The organism is Enhygromyxa salina (assembly GCF_000737335.2).
Classification (GTDB): Bacteria; Myxococcota_A; Polyangia; order Nannocystales; family Nannocystaceae; genus Plesiocystis; species Plesiocystis salina_C.
The window spans coordinates 1-17,748 of the sequence record NZ_JMCC02000154.1; the positions used below are offsets into that span (position 1 = coordinate 1).

Annotated in this window: 14 protein-coding genes; 8 read left to right on the top strand and 6 right to left on the bottom strand. The window is 69.6% G+C overall.

Annotated features, from left to right (window positions below):
• From DB30_RS37785 to polA, 3 genes are all read left to right on the top strand, one after another.
• Nucleotides 1–726 (top strand): hypothetical protein (locus tag DB30_RS37785; protein WP_165704138.1); only part of this gene is annotated, 726 nt, incomplete at its 5' end.
• Between the two features lie 35 nt (nt 727–761).
• Nucleotides 762–2,219, top strand: coding sequence for an AI-2E family transporter (locus DB30_RS37790; RefSeq protein ID WP_165704139.1), 1,458 nt, complete (start codon nt 762–764; stop codon nt 2,217–2,219).
• 233 nt (nt 2,220–2,452) lie between these two features.
• Nucleotides 2,453–5,278: a DNA polymerase I gene (polA, locus tag DB30_RS37795; protein ID WP_052558558.1), complete on the top strand. Its 2,826-nt coding sequence runs from the start codon at nt 2,453–2,455 to the stop codon at nt 5,276–5,278.
• 98 nt (nt 5,279–5,376) lie between these two features.
• Here polA and DB30_RS37800 read toward each other — a convergent pair whose 3' ends face one another.
• Together DB30_RS37800 and purN are read right to left on the bottom strand one after the other, a co-directional pair.
• Nucleotides 5,377–6,108 carry a hypothetical protein gene (locus DB30_RS37800; protein ID WP_052558559.1) on the bottom strand — a complete coding sequence of 244 codons (732 nt, stop codon included), beginning with the start codon at nt 6,106–6,108 and terminating at the stop codon, nt 5,377–5,379.
• A gap of 132 nt (nt 6,109–6,240) precedes the next feature.
• The gene (purN, locus tag DB30_RS37805) at nt 6,241–6,846 is read right to left on the bottom strand and encodes a phosphoribosylglycinamide formyltransferase (protein WP_240480420.1); all 606 of its coding nucleotides are present in this window, start codon (nt 6,844–6,846) and stop codon (nt 6,241–6,243) included.
• Between the two features lie 189 nt (nt 6,847–7,035).
• Here purN and hslV point away from each other — a divergent pair, with 189 nt between their 5' ends.
• Nucleotides 7,036–7,608 (top strand): ATP-dependent protease subunit HslV, encoded by a 573-nt coding sequence (gene hslV / locus DB30_RS37810; RefSeq protein WP_052558565.1) that lies wholly within the window; start codon nt 7,036–7,038, stop codon nt 7,606–7,608.
• Complete coding sequence (gene hslU, locus DB30_RS37815) at nt 7,605–9,029, top strand: ATP-dependent protease ATPase subunit HslU (protein ID WP_052558567.1); 1,425 nt, start codon at nt 7,605–7,607, stop codon at nt 9,027–9,029. Before hslV ends, hslU begins: the two co-directional genes overlap by 4 nt.
• A gap of 194 nt (nt 9,030–9,223) precedes the next feature.
• Here the strand turns inward: hslU and DB30_RS37820 are convergent, their stop codons facing one another.
• The gene (locus DB30_RS37820; RefSeq protein ID WP_146662465.1) at nt 9,224–9,814 is read right to left on the bottom strand and encodes a hypothetical protein; all 591 of its coding nucleotides are present in this window, start codon (nt 9,812–9,814) and stop codon (nt 9,224–9,226) included.
• 396 nt (nt 9,815–10,210) lie between these two features.
• Here DB30_RS37820 and DB30_RS37825 point away from each other — a divergent pair, with 396 nt between their 5' ends.
• From DB30_RS37825 to DB30_RS37835, 3 genes are read left to right on the top strand one after another with little or no spacing between them, the layout of a single operon-like run.
• Nucleotides 10,211–10,876, top strand: a complete 666-nt coding sequence (locus DB30_RS37825) for a YqaA family protein (RefSeq protein ID WP_052558572.1) — start codon at nt 10,211–10,213, stop codon at nt 10,874–10,876.
• Between the two features lie 52 nt (nt 10,877–10,928).
• The gene (locus tag DB30_RS37830; protein ID WP_052558575.1) at nt 10,929–12,302 is read left to right on the top strand and encodes a DUF2520 domain-containing protein; all 1,374 of its coding nucleotides are present in this window, start codon (nt 10,929–10,931) and stop codon (nt 12,300–12,302) included.
• A 9-nt stretch (nt 12,303–12,311) separates the two neighbouring features.
• Complete coding sequence (locus DB30_RS37835) at nt 12,312–13,523, top strand: MFS transporter (protein ID WP_052558578.1); 1,212 nt, start codon at nt 12,312–12,314, stop codon at nt 13,521–13,523.
• Between the two features lies 1 nt (nt 13,524).
• On the opposite strand, the gene DB30_RS37840 is transcribed toward DB30_RS37835, so the two are convergent.
• From DB30_RS37840 to DB30_RS37850, 3 genes are all read right to left on the bottom strand, one after another.
• The gene (locus DB30_RS37840; protein ID WP_052558580.1) at nt 13,525–14,742 is read right to left on the bottom strand and encodes a hypothetical protein; all 1,218 of its coding nucleotides are present in this window, start codon (nt 14,740–14,742) and stop codon (nt 13,525–13,527) included.
• Nucleotides 14,743–14,802: 60 nt separating this feature from the next.
• A complete protein-coding gene (locus tag DB30_RS37845; RefSeq protein WP_146662469.1) occupies nt 14,803–15,981 on the bottom strand; it encodes a hypothetical protein in 1,179 nt (392 codons plus the stop codon).
• A gap of 33 nt (nt 15,982–16,014) precedes the next feature.
• A partial coding sequence (locus DB30_RS37850; protein WP_052558584.1) for an AAA family ATPase occupies nt 16,015–17,748 on the bottom strand: 1,734 nt, incomplete at its 5' end.

The following is a 17,748-nucleotide window of genomic DNA, read 5'->3' on the forward strand; positions in this document are numbered from 1 at the left end:
GTGGCCACGCTCGAGACCCTGGCCCGGGCGCTGGAGCGGGCAGGGGGCTGGGAGCGGGCGGCGGCAGCTTGGGAGCGGCTCGAGAAGCAGGTCGAGGGTCGACGGGCCCAAGACGCGCGTGCGGGTCGCGGGCACGCGGTCGCCGGTCAGGCCGCCGAGGCGCTCGAAGACGGCGAAGAACGCAAGGCTCGCAAGCTGGCCGAGCGCGCCGTGGATCTGGCTCCGGACAGCGGGCATTGCTGGACCGTCCGGGCCCGCGTCGAGTCGGCGCTCGGTGATCCAATTGAGGCGCTCGAGTCATGGCAGCGGGCGTGGGAGCTCAGCCCTGTTGGCGCGCGCTCGATCGTCCCCGAGGCGTGGGAGTGGGCCAGCGAGAACCGTCGCCAAGAAGATCTGATGGAGCGGATGCTGTCGAGCCTGCGCATGGCTCGTGAGGCGCAACTGGTCGTGGCGCTAGCAGAGAAGGTCGCGCGCCAACACCCCGAGCAGGCCGCGAGCGCGCTCGAGCGGGTCGCCGAGCGCAGCCCCTCGGCCCAGCTCGCGCTGGTGCGGCTGCGGCTCTCCAGGGGCCAACGCGAGGCCGCCCGCGAGGCCGCGATGCGCCCGCCTCGAAGCGCGGGGTTGCTCTGCAACAAGTGCGGGACTCAAATGCAGCGCTTCGCGTTTCGGTGTGGCAACTGCGGGGCGTGGGACTCTGCCGCGGCCGCTGGCGCGACGGATCAGTAGCGCGAGATCCATCGCGCTGCTGATAAGGTGTGCGCGTGACCGACGAGCACGAAGGCGACGAGTCGAGCGCGGTGAGCGGCCGCGTCAGCCGTCGTCGACGCGACAGCTTGCTGACCGTGCTGCGGACTTTCTGGCGGCTGTGGGGGCTGCTCGCGATCCTGCTGCTGCTGCTGATCTGGTTTCGCGGGGTCGTGCTGCCCTTCGTGTTTGCGACGCTGATCGCGTACCTGCTCGAGCCGCTGGTTCGGCGGATGGCGCCGCGCTTGGGCGAGCGGCGCGGCCTCGCGGTCATGCTGCTGTATCTAGGCATGCTCGCGCTGGGGGCCGGGTTCTTGGGCGGCGTGCTGCCGGGGGTCGTCTCGGATCTGTCGACGCTGCGCGAGTCGACGCCCTCGGCGATGGTCACGATCAACGAGCAGTGGTTGCCGCGCGCCAGCGAGTGGTTTGAAGAGACCTTCCCGGGTCTGCTTGGCGATCAGGACCCAGACGAAGGCCAGGTCAGCGAGCTCGTCGTGCACCCCGAGGCCGACGGCAGCTACCGGGTTGATCTACGCGGCGCGCACCTCGAGGTCCACGAGAGCGGCGGCGGCTGGGTGATCGAGGCCCAGCCCCAGCCCAAGGACAACATCGCGGAGGTCATCCGCGACATCGTCGCCAGCAAGGGCGACGAGCTGACCGCGGCGCTGACCGACACCTTGCGGGCGATCGTGACGGGCATCGCCTCGTTCATCACCGCGCTGATCGTCACCTTGTTGATCGCGGGCTTCATCCTGGTCGACCTCGAGCGCGTGCAGAACTTCGTGCGCTCGCTGGTCCCGGAGGAGTACCAGCAGGACTTCGAGAACATCGCCCACGGGGTCGACGAAGGCATGGCCGGGGTCATCCGCGGGCAGCTGGCGATCTGCCTGATCAACGGCGCGCTGGCCTACGCGGCGCTGATGATCTTTGGGGTCCGCTACTCCTTGCTGTTAGCGATGGTCGCGGCCGTGCTCAGCATCATCCCGGTGTTCGGGATCTTGATCTCGGCGATCCCGCTGCTGGGGGTCGCGCTGCTGTCGGGCGACGCGGGGCTCGAGGGCCTGGAATTCGGCAAGTCGGCGGGCATCGTCGGCTGGATCATCTGCATCCACCTGCTCGAGGCCAACTATCTCAACCCGCGGATCATCGGCACCGCGGACATCCACCCGGTGATCTTGATCTTCGCGCTGTTGGCCGGGTGGGAGGTGTACGGGCCGATCGGGGCGGTCTTGGCACTGCCAGTCGCGAGCATCGTGCAGACCGTGTTCTTGTATACGCGCAGGCGCTCGAGCTCAGCCGCCGCCGCCCGGGCCTCGAGCCAGGCTGGGCGCGCCGGGGTGCCCCGTGAACCACGGGACTCCGGCTCCGGGTCTGGTTCCGGGGCAATTCGGCTGGACACCGCCCGCCACCGAACGCTGGCGCGAATGGACGACGACGCGAGCGAGGACCCCAGCGATCCCTCCGACGCCTCGTGAGCCAGTCCCGACGACCCCTGGCGAACACCGGCCCCAACCAGCTACAAGCGGGTCATGCGTGATCCCAACAGTTCGCTGCCCACGGTGAACCAGTCGAGGAAGGCGTCCGCAAGCGGGCGAGAAGCCCTCGCCCGAGCTGAAAACAGTTCGCTGCCCACGGTGAACCAGTCGACGAAGGCGTCCGCAAGCGGGCGAGAAGCCCTCGCCCGAGCTGAAAGCATCTGGGTAGGGCGATGAGCGGGCGTCCGACTGGTGGCACCGGCAGCCTGTTTCTGATCGACGCCAACAACTTTCTGTTTCGGGCCTATCACGCGCTGCCGATGCTCACGGCACCCGACGGCACCCCCGTCAACGCGATCCATGGCTACGTGCGCATGGTCCAGGCCGTGCGCAAGGAGTTCGCGCCGCAGTACTTGCTCGCGGTGTTCGACGCCCAGGGGGGGACCAGCTGGCGCCGGGCGATCTACGCCGAGTACAAGGCCAACCGTCCGCCGCCGCCCGACGACCTGGTCCCGCAGATCCCCCTGGTCCGCGAGGCCACCGCGGCGCTGAGCATCCCGTGGCTCGAGCACGAGGATCTCGAGGCCGACGATCTGATCGCGGCCTACGCCGAGCACGGCGCCAAGCAGGGCCTCGAGGTTGTGGTCGTGTCGAGCGACAAGGACCTGATGCAGCTGGTTCGCGGCCCGGACGACGTGCGCGAGGGCTCGGTGCGGCTGTGGGACACCATGAAAAACCGGCGCGTGGGGCCGGACCAAGTCGTCGAAAAATTTGGTGTGGGGCCCGAGCTGCTGGGTGACCTGCTCGCGCTGGCGGGCGACAGCAGCGACAACATCCCGGGGGTCCCGGGGATCGGGCCGAAGACCGCGACCGGGCTGCTGCAGGAGTACGGCGGGCTCGAGGGGATCCTGGCCAACACGGCGAAGATCAAGCAGAAGAAGCGGCGCGAGCGGCTCGAGGCCCACGCCGACGACGCGCGGATGAGCCGCAAGCTGGTCGCGCTGCGGACCGGCTACGATCTGCCGACCCCGCTCGAGGCGACCGCGGACAAGGGGCCCGAGCGCGCGCGGATGGACGCGTTCTTTGATCCGCTGGGGTTCAAGAGCACGCTCGCGGGCTCGGTGGGGGGCCGCGGCGGGGGCACCCGTCGGATCGCGCCGCGGACCCTGTCCGAGACCATGAGCAAGCTCGAAGGTCTGGTGCTCGACAAGGACAGCACGCAGATCATCCAGGCCACGCAGGCGGCCGCGCTCGACGAGTTTCTGGCGGCGGCCAAGCAGGCGGGCCACCTCGCGTTCGAGGTCGAGCTGTCTGGTGACGATCCGATGCGCGCCGATCCGATCGGCGTCGCGCTGGCGATCCCCAACGTGGCCAAGCCGGCCACGCTGCTGCGTGCGCCCGTGTATCTGCCGATCGCCCACCGCAGCCTCAGCGACGCCGGCACGGTCCAGTGGAAGGTCGACGCGCTGTTCAAACAGCTGGCGCCGCTGCTGCGTGATCCAGCGCTGACCAAGTACACCCACGCGTTCAAGAACCAAGCGGTCGTGATGCTCCGGCCCGACATTGGCCTGAGCCCAGTCGGCGTCGCGGCCGACACCATGCTCGCGTCCTACACCCTGGATCCGGCCCGGGCGGACCACGATCTAGAGGGGCTCGCCAAGGATCTGTGCGGGCGCACGGTCGGCGGCCGCGAGTCGATCGTTGGCAAGGGCAAGCGCCAGGTCGGCTTCGATCAGGTCGACGTTGCGATCGCGGGCCCGTGGGCGGGCGAGCGGGCCGGCTTGGTTGCGAGCCTGGGCCCGCACCTTGGCGCGGCGATCATCGCCGCTGGTGAGCAGACCCTGAAGCTCTACCAGGACATCGAGGTCCCGCTCTCGGAGGTGCTGGCCAAGCTCGAGCGGCGCGGGATCCTGCTCGACGTCGAAGAGCTCGGTCGCCAAGCCAACGAGCTTGGCGAGCAAGTTCAGGCGCTGCGCGACAGCATCGAGGCCGAGGCTGGCTACGCCGTCGATCCCAACTCACCCAAGCAGCTCGGCAAATTGTTGTTCGAGGACCGCGGCCTGCCGGCCAAGAAGAAGACCAAGACCGGCTACAGCACCGACGCGCAGACCCTAGAAGAGCTCTCGCTGCTCGATCCGATCGTCAAGCACATCCTCGAGTTTCGCAGCCTGACCAAGCTCAAGGGCACCTATCTGGACACGCTGCCCACGTTGATCAACCCGGACACCGGGCGCTTGCACACGCACTTTCACCAGGCCGTGGCCGCGACCGGGCGGCTGTCGAGCAGCGAGCCCAACCTGCAGAACATCCCGATCCGCACCGAGCAAGGCCGGCGGATCCGGCGTGGCTTCATCGCCCCAGAGGGCATGACGCTCGTGACCTTGGACTACTCGCAGATCGAGCTGCGGGTGCTCGCGCACCTGTCTGGGGATCCCAACTTGACCAAGGCGTTCAAGGACGGCGCCGACGTCCACCGCCGGACCGCCGCCGAGGTGTTCGAGGTCAGCGAAGCCGAGGTCACCGACGAGCAGCGACGGGTCGCCAAGGCCGTCAACTTCGGCGTCATCTATGGCCAGAGCGCGTTCGGCCTGGCCCGCCAGCTCGGGATCCCGCAGGGCCGGGCCGGCAAGTACATCAAGGCCTACTTCAAGAAGATCCCTGGGGTCACCAGCTACATGAACGCGCTGATCGACAGCGCCAAGGACACCGGCTTCGCCGAGACGATCCTTGGCCGCCGCCGCCGGATCCCCGAGCTGAGCCGCCGCACCTCGACCGCGCGCGCCTACGGAGAACGCATCGCCCGCAACACGCCGATCCAGGGCAGCGCCGCCGACATCCTCAAGGTTGCGATGGTCGAGGTCGAGCGCCTGCTCGCCGACAAACCCTGGGCCCGCATGCTGCTGACCGTGCACGACGAGCTGATCTTCGAGTGCGAGACAGCCCAGGTCGAGGCGCTCGTGCAGCTGGTCAAGCCTGCGATGGAGGGCGCCGCGACCCTGGACGTCCCGCTGCTCGTCGAAGGCGGCGCCGGCCCAACCTGGGAGAGCGCCAAAGGGTAGGGGGGCATTTATTACCCCCACAGCCACTTTCACACTACGCAGGTCACTCGCGCAGCGAGTGACCTGCGTAGTGTGAAGGTGGCTGTGGGGGTAATAAATTACACCCCGCAGACCATGCCTTCGTCGCCGCAGCCGAAGCTGCCTGGGTCGTTGTTGGCGTCGAGGCGGCACTGGATGCAGCTGGGGGCGTTGAAGTCGCCTAGCTCGCACAGGCCCAGGAAGAAGCACGACTGGATCGCGCAGATCTGCAGATCGAACAGGTTGCTGGACTCGGAGTCGGGCAGGTCGGTCGTGCACTCGTTGATGCACATGTTGCTGAAGCCGCCGCAGTCGACCAGGCACGCCGCCGCGTCGGCGCAGGTCTCACCACCGGTCTCGGTGGCCGTGGTGGTGTCGGTCGTGTCCGTGGTGTCCGTGGTGTCGGTCGTGTCCGTGGTGTCGGTCGTGTCCGTGGTGTCGGTCGTGTCCGTGTCCGTGAAGTCGGTCGTGTCCGTGAAGTCGGTCGTGTCCGTGAAGTCGGTCGTGTCGCCCCAGTCGGACGTCTCCTCGCCCCAGTCGAAGCTGGTCTCTTCATCGCCCCACGTGTCGACGGCCTCGTCGCCCCACTCGTCGGTCATCCAGTCATCGGTCTCGCTGGTGGTCTCGTCATCAGCGATCGTCGTGCTACCGGGCACGTCGGGGATCGGGGTTCCGGTGTCCTCGTAGCTCCACGTCTCGGCGCCCGTGTCCGCCCCGGTCCCAATGATGACCGATTCGGTGCGACCACAAGCGGCGCTCGACAGCAGGAGCGCAGCGCAGACGGGGACGGCATACAAGCGAAGCAAAGACATGATGGTCGAGATGTTGGCACAGGTCCGGGCGAAAACGTAGGTCGCGCGCCATCTGATCGTCGGCTCCCGAGCTTCGTCGCCGGCTGAAAAATTGCGGCAGCTTGCATGGCCTTGGCCACGTGCAGCCTTCATCTATGACCGCGGCGGCTCGCAGAAGTGGTCCCGAATCACCCGCCAAAATAGCGCGTGCTCAGCGCTCAGCACCCGGGCCTGCAGGCTCTGGGGTGTGTCTCCAGCTTCGACCGGGACCTTCACGGTGGCGAGGGGCGGCCCTTCGTCGTAGCGCTCGTTGACCAGGTGAACCGTGGGACCCGAGCAGCTCACCCCGGCCGCGAGCACGGCCTCGTGCACGTGAATCCCGTGCATGCCCTTGCCGCCAAACCGAGGCAGCGGGCCCGGATGGATGTTGACGACGCGGCCAGGGAACGCGGCGAGCACCCGCGGATCGACGAGCTTGAGCCAACCGGCGAGCACGACCACGTCGACCCGATGCGCCTGCAAGAGCTCGAGGATCCGGGCGTCTGGATCGCGGTGGTCCCGGCGGCCAACATGAAAACCGGGGATCTGGTGGGCGCGCGCGCGGGCCAGCGCGCCCGCGTCGGCCCGGTTGGAGATCACGAGCGCGACCGGGGCGGGGAGATCGCCGCGTTCGTGCGCGTCGATCAGCGCCTGCAGGTTGCTGCCGCCTCCGGATGCGAGCACGGCCAGGCGCGGAGCATCGGGGGCAGGGCTGCTCACGCGTGCGGTCATACGCAAGCGCGACGCCGCCGTCCATAGCGGCGAAGGGCACGAGCCAGCCCCCCACGCCCACGGGCACGAACGAGCCCCCACGCACACGGGCTCGGGATCGCGGCGTCAGGCGCATTCGAGCCGCTGCGGTGATCCGCTCTGGCTGCGCTGCGCGGCGCCGGGCATATACTCCGCGGCATGTTCCAGGATCCACAGTTGGGGCCGGGCGCCCCGATCCGCTCGACAACGGTCTTGTGCGTGCGCCGCGATGGCAAGGTGGTGCTCGGCGCCGACGGGCAAGTCTCGATGGGCAACACGATCGTCAAGGGCAGCGCAAACAAGGTCCGGACGCTGGCCAAGGGCAAGCTGCTCGCGGGCTTCGCCGGCTCGGCCGCCGATGGCCTGACCTTGTGTGACCTGCTCGAAGCCAAGCTCGAGTCGGTCGGCGGTAATTTTACGCGGGCGTGCGTGGAGCTGGCCAAAGACTGGCGCCTCGATCGTCGCTATCGTCGGCTCGAGGCCCTGTTGATCGTCGCGGACAAGGAGCGCTCGTTGTTGCTGTCGGGCACCGGCGATGTGATCGAGGCCGAAGACGGGATCCTGGCGATCGGCTCGGGTGGCAACTATGCGCTCAGCGCTGCGCGGGCGCTGCTGCGTCACTCGGAGCTCGATGCGCGCGGCCTCGTCGAAGCCTCGCTGGCCGTCGCTGGAGAGATCTGCGTGTTCACCAACACCAACACCACCATCTTGGAGCTGGAGGCGTCGTCATGACAACCGATCTGAACCGCTTTGCCGACACCCGCGAGCTGACCCCGAGGCGCGTGGTCGAGGAGCTCGATCGCTATGTGATCGGTCAACACCGGGCCAAGCGCGCCGTCGCGATCGCCCTGCGCAATCGCTGGCGCCGCCAGCAAGTCCAGGGCGAGCTGCGCGACGAGATTTCGCCCAAGAACATCATCATGGTCGGGCCGACGGGCGTCGGGAAGACCGAGATCGCCCGGCGCGTGGCCAAGCTCAGCGGCGCGCCCTTCGTCAAGGTCGAGGTCAGCAAGTTCACCGAGGTTGGCTACGTCGGCCGCGACGTGGACTCGGTGATCCGCGACCTGGTCGAGATGGCCGCCAAGCTGGTCCGCGAAGAGAAAGAGCTCGAGGTCTGGGACACCGCGCGCAAGCAGGCCGACGCCAAGATCCTCGATCTGCTGCTGCCACCGACGCCAGTCCAGACCCCGACCACGCAAGGCTACGCGGCGCGCCCTGGCGACGCCCCGCCCGAGGTCAAGCCGGCCAACGCCGCGAGCCGCGAGAAGCTGCGCCAGCAGCTCGAAGCCGGCAAGCTCGACGCGCGCGAGATCGAGATCGAAGTCGAGGACGAAGGCAGCGGGGGCGGCTTCGCAATGATGCCGGGCATGCCCGGGATGGGCGGCGGCGCGCCCGGGATGCCCGGGATGGGTGAACAGCTCGAAGAGCTGCTGGGCGCGCTCGGCAAGCGCAAGCGCAAGCGCACCACCACCGTCGCCGAGGCCCGCGATCTGATCGCGGCTCAGACCGCCCGCGCGCTGGTCGATCGTGACGCCGTCCGCAACGAGGCCGTGCGCCGGGCCGAGCAGCTCGGGGTCGTGTTCCTCGACGAGATCGACAAGATCTGCAGCCGCGAGAACGCGCGCGGGGCCGATGTCTCGCGCGAGGGTGTGCAGCGCGACCTGCTGCCGCTCGTCGAAGGCTCGACCGTCTCGACCAAGTACGGGCCCGTGCGCAGTGACCACGTGCTGTTCGTCGCCGCGGGGGCGTTTCACATGGCCAAGGTCAGCGATCTGATCCCCGAGCTACAGGGCCGGTTCCCGATCCGCGTCGAGCTCGAGAGCCTCGGCAAGGCCGAGTTCGTGCAGATCCTCCGCGACACCGACAACTCGCTGCTCAAGCAGTACGCGGCGTTGCTGGCGACCGAGGGCATCGAGCTCGAGTTCACCGACGACGCGATCGACGAGCTCGCGCGGATCGCTGCGGCCGCCAACGAGCAGCTCGAGAACATCGGGGCCCGCCGGTTGCACACCGTGCTCGAGCAGGTGCTCGATGAGCTCAGCTTCGAGGCCACGGAGGTCGGGGCGCAGAAGGTGACGATCACGGCTACGTATGTGTGCGAGCGGATCGGGGATCTGCTGGCAGACCAAGACCTCTCCCGCCACATCCTGTAATGCGCCAGTCGTTGCCGGACTCGGGCTATCATGCGCCAGTCGTTGCCGGACTCGCGCCGTGCTCGGCTTCGCCTCCGCGCGGCTCGACACCCTCGCTGCGCTCGGGCCCAAGGTCCGGTTTACGACTGGCGAACGAGGCGTGACTTTGTCACGGCCTCTTTTTGTTTCTCCTTTTTGCCTTTGCCTGCGGAGGGTCAGGCTACGCGGCGGATGGGGGGGGCTGATGCGACGCGGGGGCGGCGGGTGACGCGTACGGGCGATGACCAGCGCAGCTCGATCAGGTGGGTGGCGTGGCCCTCCATCTGTACGGCGTGGCACACCAGGTCGGTCACCGTGCCCTCGTACATCTCCACGATGCCGCGCAGGTAGCCCTCGACGAGGCCCGCGGGGTGCACGGCCCCGGCGCAGAAGAGCGCGTAGCCGGGCTCGTACTTGGCGGTCATCATGCGCTCGTGCTCGGGGGGATCGATGATCGTGGCGCCAAAGGGGGCGTCTAGATCGGTCAAGATGGCCTCGGCCGAGTCGAAGCCCCAGCGCTCGAACTCCGGCTTGCACGTGGCCACGATCCGCTTGCCAATGGCGACGAGCTCGCTGTGTTGAAGCCGCGCGGACGCGCTGGCGACGTCGGCCGTGAACGCGGGCCACGGGTACTCGCCAGCGTCGACCAGGGTTGCAATGCGGGCCTCGAGCGCGGCTGCTTCAGCAATGGCGTGGGCGTGGGCTTGCAGGAGCGCGCTGACAACCTGCCTGTAGTAGCGACCCAAGACCATCCCAGCAGCAGCCATGACCACATGATAGGGGGCAATGGCGTCTTTGAACAGCGACAATATACGGCACAGTAGCGAGCGAATACGAACGGCAGATCGGAATGACGGGTTGGGCGAAATGGCACCAATTGGGTCAATTTGGGACCGCTGGGCCAAAACGGCCAGTTGGCCGGCTGGCATGGGGCACTTCGCAACGATCCAATCGAATGTGTACGGTATCTTCAATGCGCGGAACCATGCACGGTTCGAATGCAGTGTGGGTGCGGCGGAGGTAATCGCGCATGCGATGGCGTTTGCACACGTGGCCCCGATGCGCGATTTTCGAGCGCCCGCGGGGACCTGTCTGGTGCACGCGCAGCGGGCAAAGTCGATGCTGCGTTGACCTGCGCGAGGGCGACGGCTATCCGATGACCAATGGATCAAGCCCCCCCGCGCGACGACGAGCTTCAGACGCCCGGGGGCCAGATCGAAGATACGCGCGCGGATGTGCCCAATGACGACACGACGCCGCCGCTCGACCTTCGCGGCGTGCTGATCACGGCGGTGTTGGTGATGATGGGCTTCACCGCGGTCGCGTTGTTGCTCGGCTGGCTGTTCAGCGAGCCGCTGCTGGCGACCGGGGAGTGGTTCGTGGCGCGATTTGGTGGCGTCGGGATCGCGGTTGGCTTTTTCTTCCCGGATGCCTTCACCATGCCAGTGCCCAACGACGCGTTCACGGCCTTCGGGCTGTGGGGCGGGATGCCGTTCTGGCGGGTAGTCGCGTGGGGGAGCTTGGGCAGCCTGCTCGGGGGCAGCACGGGCTGGGTGATCGGGCGCTATGTGCTGTCGCGCAGCGCTGGGCTGCAGGCCTATATCAAGCGCCGCGGCGGTGATGAGATGACTGCACACCTGCGCCGCGGTGGGCGGTGGTTCCTGGCGGTCGCCGCGGTGTCCCCGGTGCCGTACTCGGTCACGTGCTGGGCGGCGGGCGCGACCAAGATGCCCTACCTCGAGTTCTTGGCGATCTCGCTGCTGCGGGTGCCTCGGGTCGCCGCGTTCTTGTGGCTGATCCAGCTGGGCATCGTGCGCGTGCCCGGCTGACCCCACTGGCCCCACTGGCCCCATCGACCCCTCGCGGCTGTAGAGTGTGGGGGTGAGCGACTCACGTCCGGCCCTCGCCGTGCTTGGCGGCAGCTTCAACCCGCCGCACCTGGGCCATGCCTTGCTTCCCGGGTACCTGCTCGCGCGGGGCGACGCCGCCCGCGTGCTGGTGGCGCCGTGCTTCGATCATCCGCTGGGCAAGTCGCTCGCGCCGTTCGAGCGCCGGATGAGCTGGGTCCGGGCGGCGATGCTTGGCCACGACGCGCGGGTCGAGGTCAGCTCGATCGAGGCGGAACTCGCGAGTGAGCGAGGCGGGCGGCCCAGCTACACGCTCGAGCTGTTGGAGGCGATCGCTGCGCGTCAGCCCGATGTTCGAGTGCGCCTGGTCGTTGGCTCGGACATCACGAACAGCGGCGAGACCGATCGCTGGCACCGCTGGGACGAGATCGTCGCGCGCTTTGACCCGATCATCGTTCCCCGCGCCGGTTGGTCCGACCCGGGCGCGGTGACGTTGCCCGAGGTCAGCAGCACGGCGGTGCGCGAGCAGATCGCGGAGATCCGCGCGGCCGGCCCCGACGTCGCGCTGGCCCGCGCGGCGCTGCGTGGTTCGGTCCCAAGCGCGGTGGCGGTCGCGCTCGAGCGCTGGATCGCGGGTGACGAGCCGCGCGTGTGGGTGGTGGGGCATGGGCACGTGGCTCACCACGCGGTCCCGTGGCTGCGCGATCGTGGCTTCGTGGTCGAGCAGCTGAGCGCCCGGGGGCTGGCATCGGGGACCGCGACTGTTCCCAGTGCCGAGCCGCTGGCGGGGGTGTGGCTGCTGTGCCGCGATGGCGCGCTCGCCCAGGTCGACGCGGCGCTGGTCGGGCGGCTGCCAAGCTCGACGCCCGTGCTCCACGCGGCAGGTGCCCGGCTGGCTCGGCTCGCGCTGCCGGCCCTGCACGCGGCCGGGCACCCGGTCGGGACCCTGCATCCGATCTGCTCCATGCGACGCGAGCAGCCGCGCTCGCGCCTGAGCACCGCCAGCTTTGGGCTGGGGGGCGACGCCGCGGCGCGTCGGTTTGGCGCGGCCCTGATCGGGCAGGCGCCGCGCGTGGACCTCGGGCACCTCGATCAGCGCGGACGGTTGGCCTATCACGCCGCGTGTGCGCTGGTCGCCAACCATCTGGCGGTGCTCGAGGATCGCGGCGCGGCGGTCCTGCGTGGGCTGGGCTTGGCCACCCCCGCGGTGATTGAGCGCGCGATCGGTGAGCTGATGCTTGGCTCGCTCGAGAACCTGCTCGCGCTGGGGATCCCGGCTGGCGTCACCGGTCCGCTCTCGCGCGGGGATCATGCCACCGTCGCGGCCCACCTCGCCGCGCTCGACGACGACGCGACCCGCAGCCTGTACGCCCAGCTGAGCGAGCGGCTGGCCGCGTTGCTCGGGTAGACTCGCGCGATGAAGGCTGCCCTGCGGCGACACGGAGTCCTGGGCGGCCTGTACCTGACGCAGGGCATCGCCTACGGGTTCGCGGGCTACGTGCTGCTGCCCAACCTCGCGGCCGCGGGCGTCAGCTTGGAGGTTCAGGCGGGCGTGCTCGCTACAGGTTCGCTGCCGTGGATCTTCAAGGGACTCTGGGCGCCGATCCTCGATCGGCTGCGCGGACCCGCGGCCTTGGATCCTCGGCGCCTCGCCATGGTCGCGCAGCTGTGTGTCGCCGCTTCGCTGATCGTCCTGGCCGCGAGCGGCGACGTGCTGGCCAACGCCAATTCGTTGATCTGGGCGTGGTTCGTCCACAACGTGATGCTGGCGATCCAAGACGCGACCGCCGACACCCTGGCGATCGACATCCTGCCTGCGTCCGAGCGCGGCGTTGGCAACGGGGTCATGCTCGGCAGCCGGATGCTGGCCAACGACGTGCTCGCGCCCCGGCTGCTGGGTGTTGGCGTGGTCGTGGCGAGCCTCGAGGCCGCGCTGTGGTTGGAGGCGGGGATCATCGCCGCGCTCGCGTTCGTGCCGCTGTTGGCCCCGTGGGATCCACAGGCGCGCAGTGAGCAGCTGAAGACGCCGCTGCTTGGCCGGCTGCGGGCCGCGTTCGCGCACCGCAGCGCTCGCCTCGCGGGCCTGATCGCCACGCTCGTGTTCCTGGCCGACGTCGTCACCGGGACGGCCGCGGCGAACCTGCTGGTTCAACACTTGGGGTGGGCGCCCGCGCAGATCGGCGCGCGGCTGGGGCTGCCCACCCTCGTGTGTGGGTTGGCCGGCTACGCGCTGGCGACGGTGGTGGCGGATCGCATTGGCCACGCTCGAACCGCCGCCGTGGGCTCGCTCTTGCTGGGGTTGACGTGGGTGAGCTTTGGCCTGCTCGAGCAGCTGTGGCAGGTCCCAACCACGATCATCGTGCTGGTCGCGGTCCAGTCGATCGCCACGGCGCTGCTGTATGTGGGGGTTCACGCGGCCTTGATGGACCACGCCGATCCACGCGCGCGCGCGACCGTGTTCGTGATCTTCATGGGCTTGCTCAACCTGCCCCGCGCGTTTGGCCCGACCCTGGCCCCCGGGTTGCTCGCGGCGCTCGGCTACGCCGGGTTGTTCATCGCGGCGGGTGGCTATCAGCTGTTGATCGCGGCGGCGCTGCCTGGGTTGGGGGTGCGCCGCCCGGACCTGTGACTCAGTCGTGCAGCCACCGGCGCAGCCGCGTGAGCAGGGGCCGCGCCGTTGGGTTGCGACCGTCGAAGCTGCGCCAACGCAGGCGCTCGTCGTGGCGACGGCGAATCGTTGCCAGCGCCGCGCTGAGCTCGCGGCGGGCGTCGTCGTCGCGTGGGCCCGGACCTGGGGCTGGGCCCGGGCCTGGATCGCGGGCGTCCAGACACGCCAGCATGGCTTCGATCCGCGGCACGGCCTGGTGCGCGACCGCGAGCGGGCTCGCGGCCAGCCAGCTGGCGCAGCGGGTCTGATCGGCGGTGAAATTCAGGGCCACGGCGCTGACGATCTTGGGGTTGCGGGCCAGCGTGTCGAGCACCTCGCGGACCCGCGTGAGCCACTCGAGTTCACCACGCTCGACCAACAACAGCTCGGCCACGAACGCCGCCGCGTCTGTCCCGATCAGCGGCAGCGTGCCAATGATCTGCAGGCGGACCCGGACGCTGGGATCCCACAGCGCGCGAGACAGCCGCGTCATGCTGGTCTCGGTGGACGCGGGGGTGGGCCGATCCGCGAGCGACGCGGCTGCACGCTTGCGAGCGCCCTTGTCACCTGGTTGCCACGGCAGCGCGATCCGAACCCCATCGAGGAACAGGCTGCGAAGCCCACGCTCGGGATCGACCAGCGCGCGCAGCTGTCCTTGGTGGTGGGGGTCGAGCGCCGCGAGTCGGGTCTGCCGACGCAGGTGCCGAGGCGCTCGACCCAGCACCACCGACCACGGGCGGGCGACGACGCCCGGCTCGGCGAGCAGGGCGGGGATCTGCACGTGAAGGCCGTGGCCGCTCGCGCGCGCGTCGACCCGAATGTGACGCAAGAACCGGGCGACCGGCAGGCGCAGCAGCTTTCGCACCGGATCCACCGCGCGAAAGGTCGAGCCTCCCGGACGATCGACGACCCGCAATGCCACGATCATGCCGTGCTCCCAGCTGGGCTCGAGCTCGGGGTAGTCCGTGAACAGCTCCGCGATGATCGGGTCGCGGACGCTGGCCTCGAGCTCGCGCACGCGGTCGCGCAGGCGCGTGAGCTTGTGTCCGTAGCGGTGGGCGGGGGCGGCGGTGTTGGGTTCGGCCTGCGCGACGGCTTCGGCGAGCAGCGAGGTCCCCACCAGCTCGCCGAGGGGCTCGCCTTCGGCCTGCAGCCGATCGGCCCACACGGCCAGCTCATCGCGTTCACGCTCGCTCCACATACCCCGTGTCTTGGGTATGCGCGCGGTCGGGCGGCGCGGCCACTGACCTATGAACGCCTGTCAGGTGGTTCGCTGCGCGCCGATCTTCTCGAGTAGCTCCGCGAGGGTCTCGTCCTCGAGCGAAGCTGCGTGGGGGGCGTCAGCGGGTACTCCGAAGCTGTGCAGCGCGCGACGCAGGCCGGTGCCGCGGTAGTCGCCGTCGAAGGGGGTCCCGATCCCGCGACGCAGCATCGCGGCGATGCGCGGGATCGCGGACTGGGTGGCCCCACGTGAGCGACGCCCCAGCCCAGACAGCCAGCCCGCGACCCAGGGTTCGTCATCGCTGAAGTTCTGGGCCACGCCTGCGACCCAGCTCGGGTGTTCGCTCGCGGCCCGGGTCAGGCTGCGCTCGACGACGTCGCCAAAGCTGCGACGCGGATCGAGGCTGACGGCGAGCGCGGCCAGCAGCGCGGGGGCCATCTCGTCGCCCAGGCTGGGCAGCGCGGCGAGGATTCGGCGGCGGATCCTCGAGCTGGTGTCCCAGATCGCCCGCTCGAGCGGTCGACCGTGCGCGGGCGACCACGGCTGCCCAAGCAGCACCTCCAGCTTCTGAAGGCGCGCGCCGTGATCACCCCGCGTCCACGGCAGCGACTGCACGTGACCAAACCAGATCAGCCAGGTGACGCCGGCCGCGGCCACGGCCTCGAGTAGCTCGCGGGACAGCGGTGGCCGGTACGCCGCGCGGTCGGCCGCATCAGCCAGGCGCGGCCGCGGATCCCCGCGCAGCAGCCGACGAAACTGTCCCGGCATCCGACCGAGCACGACTCGCCGCGGTCGCGCCTGACATGCGGGCAGGGTCAGCGCACGCAGCAGCTCGTGCGCGGCTTCACGCTGATCGGGCATGAGCGCGCCCAGGTGCAGCTGGTCGACAAAGCGCAGCGCCGGTCGCTGCAACAGGGCGCCAATGACCTCCACGATCACCTGCGGTCGGGGCAGGTCGCGGCCGGGCGCGAGGTCGAGGTCGAGGTGGATCGCCCGGACCACCCCATGCTGCCAGCGCAGCCGCAGCTGCGGGAGCTCGCCCACGCCCGGACCCAGCAGCTGCTCGGCCAGGCTCAGGCGGAGCTGCTCGGCCTCGACCTCGAGCGTGGCGAGCTTGGCTGTGTGGGGGTCGATCCGGCGGACCTCGTCGACCCGCAGCGAGACCGTGACGAGCTCACCGAGCGGCTCGCCCTGCGCCTGCAGTTGGTCGGCCCACACGGCCAGCGCCTCCCGCTCGGAGGGCCACACGCTTCAGCGGCCGATCTCGACGATCAGCCGGCCGTCGTCCAGCGACACCCGGGCTTCGTCGCCCGCGCGGACCCGGCCACGCAGGATCTGCTCGGCGATCAGGCTCTCGATCTCGCGGCCCAGCAGGTGTCGCAGCGGTCGCGCGCCAAGGGCAGGATCGACGCCGGCGCGATCGATCAGCTGCTCGATCGCCTCGTCCTCGACGCGGTAGCGGATCCCTCGATCGTGGGTCAGCCGCGCCGAGCTGCTGGTGATCAGCCGCCGACAGATCGCCAGCATCTGCGGCCGGGTCAGCGGCCGCAGCACCAGCGGGGCCTCGATCCGGTTCCACAGCTCGACAGGGAAGTGCGCGCGGGCCTGGGCCAGCACCTGCTCATCGTCGACCTGTGGGCCACGGCCGATCATCGCGTCGGCGCCCAGGTTCGAGGTCATGATCACGACCGCGTGGCGAAAGTCGACCGTGCGACCGCGGCCGTCAGTCAGCCGGCCTTCGTCGAACACCTGCAGCAACAGTTGGTGCACGTCGCGGTGGCTCTTCTCGATCTCGTCGAGCAGGATTACGCGGTGCGGGTTGCGGACCATGGGATCCGTGAGCGCGCCGCCTTGCTCGTGGCCGACGTAGCCCGGCGGGGCCCCGACCACCCGCGCGACCGCGTGGGCCTCGGCGTACTCGCTCATGTCGAGCCGCAGCAGCGCCTCGTCGCCGCGCTCGTACAGCGCGGCGGCCAGCGCCTTGGCGATCTCGGTCTTGCCCACGCCCGAGGGGCCCAGCAGCAGCACCGAGGCGATCGGTCGGCCGCTCGAGAAACCGGCTCGGTTGCGACGCACAAGCGCGGCCAGAACCTCGAGCACATGCTCGTGACCGACCACTTGCCGGGCCAGGCGGACGTCGAGGTCCAGCAGGTCGCGCTCGCCCGTGCCAACGATCCGGCTCGGGGGCAGACCGGTGCGCTCGCAGGTGATCTCGACCCACGCGTCGTGGCTGACCTCGACCTTGCCCTCGCGGACCGAGCGGGCGCAGGCGAGGTCGAGCAGGTCCAGCGCGCGGCCGGGCATCGCGAGGCCCGTCAAGAAGCGATCGGCGATGCGGGTGAGCTCGGACAGCTGCGCATCGGCGGCCAGGGTGACCTCGTGTTGCTCGAGGATCGCGTCGCTGGCCAGCTTGACCGCCGCGTGGACCTCGGCGGTCTCGAGCGGGGGCAGCAACAAGACATCCAGCGTATCGAGGATCCCAGGCATCCAGGCCTCGAGCCGGGCGCGGCCCTCGTGGGACAGCACCGTGATCACCCGGGGCGCCCCGCTGGCCCAGGCGCGCGCCAACGCAGGCAGCATCGGCGGCGCCGCGTCGGACGCCACCCGATCGAGATCATCGAACACGACCACGCCCTTGGCCTCCGCGATCAGCTCGAGGTCGTCGGCGAGGCTCTCGTCGTCTTCGTAGTCCGGCGCCTCGAGCCGAAACAGCGGGCGGTCGAGCGTGGTCGCGAGGTGCATCGCCAACAGGCTGCGACCGCTGCCGTGCTCGCCGACCAAGATCGGCGGTCGCACGGACTTGCGCAGCAGCGCGTCGGCGAGCATCGACAGCTCGCGCACGCGGCCGACCATCGGCGGCAGGGTCGTGACGTTGATCGATCGCAGCTCCTGCGGCTGACCCCGGCGGGCGTGGGGCTTGGGCTGGGTCTGCGGCCGGGCCTCGAGCTCGACCTGCGGGCTTGGCTGTGCGGTCGAGCTCGAGGA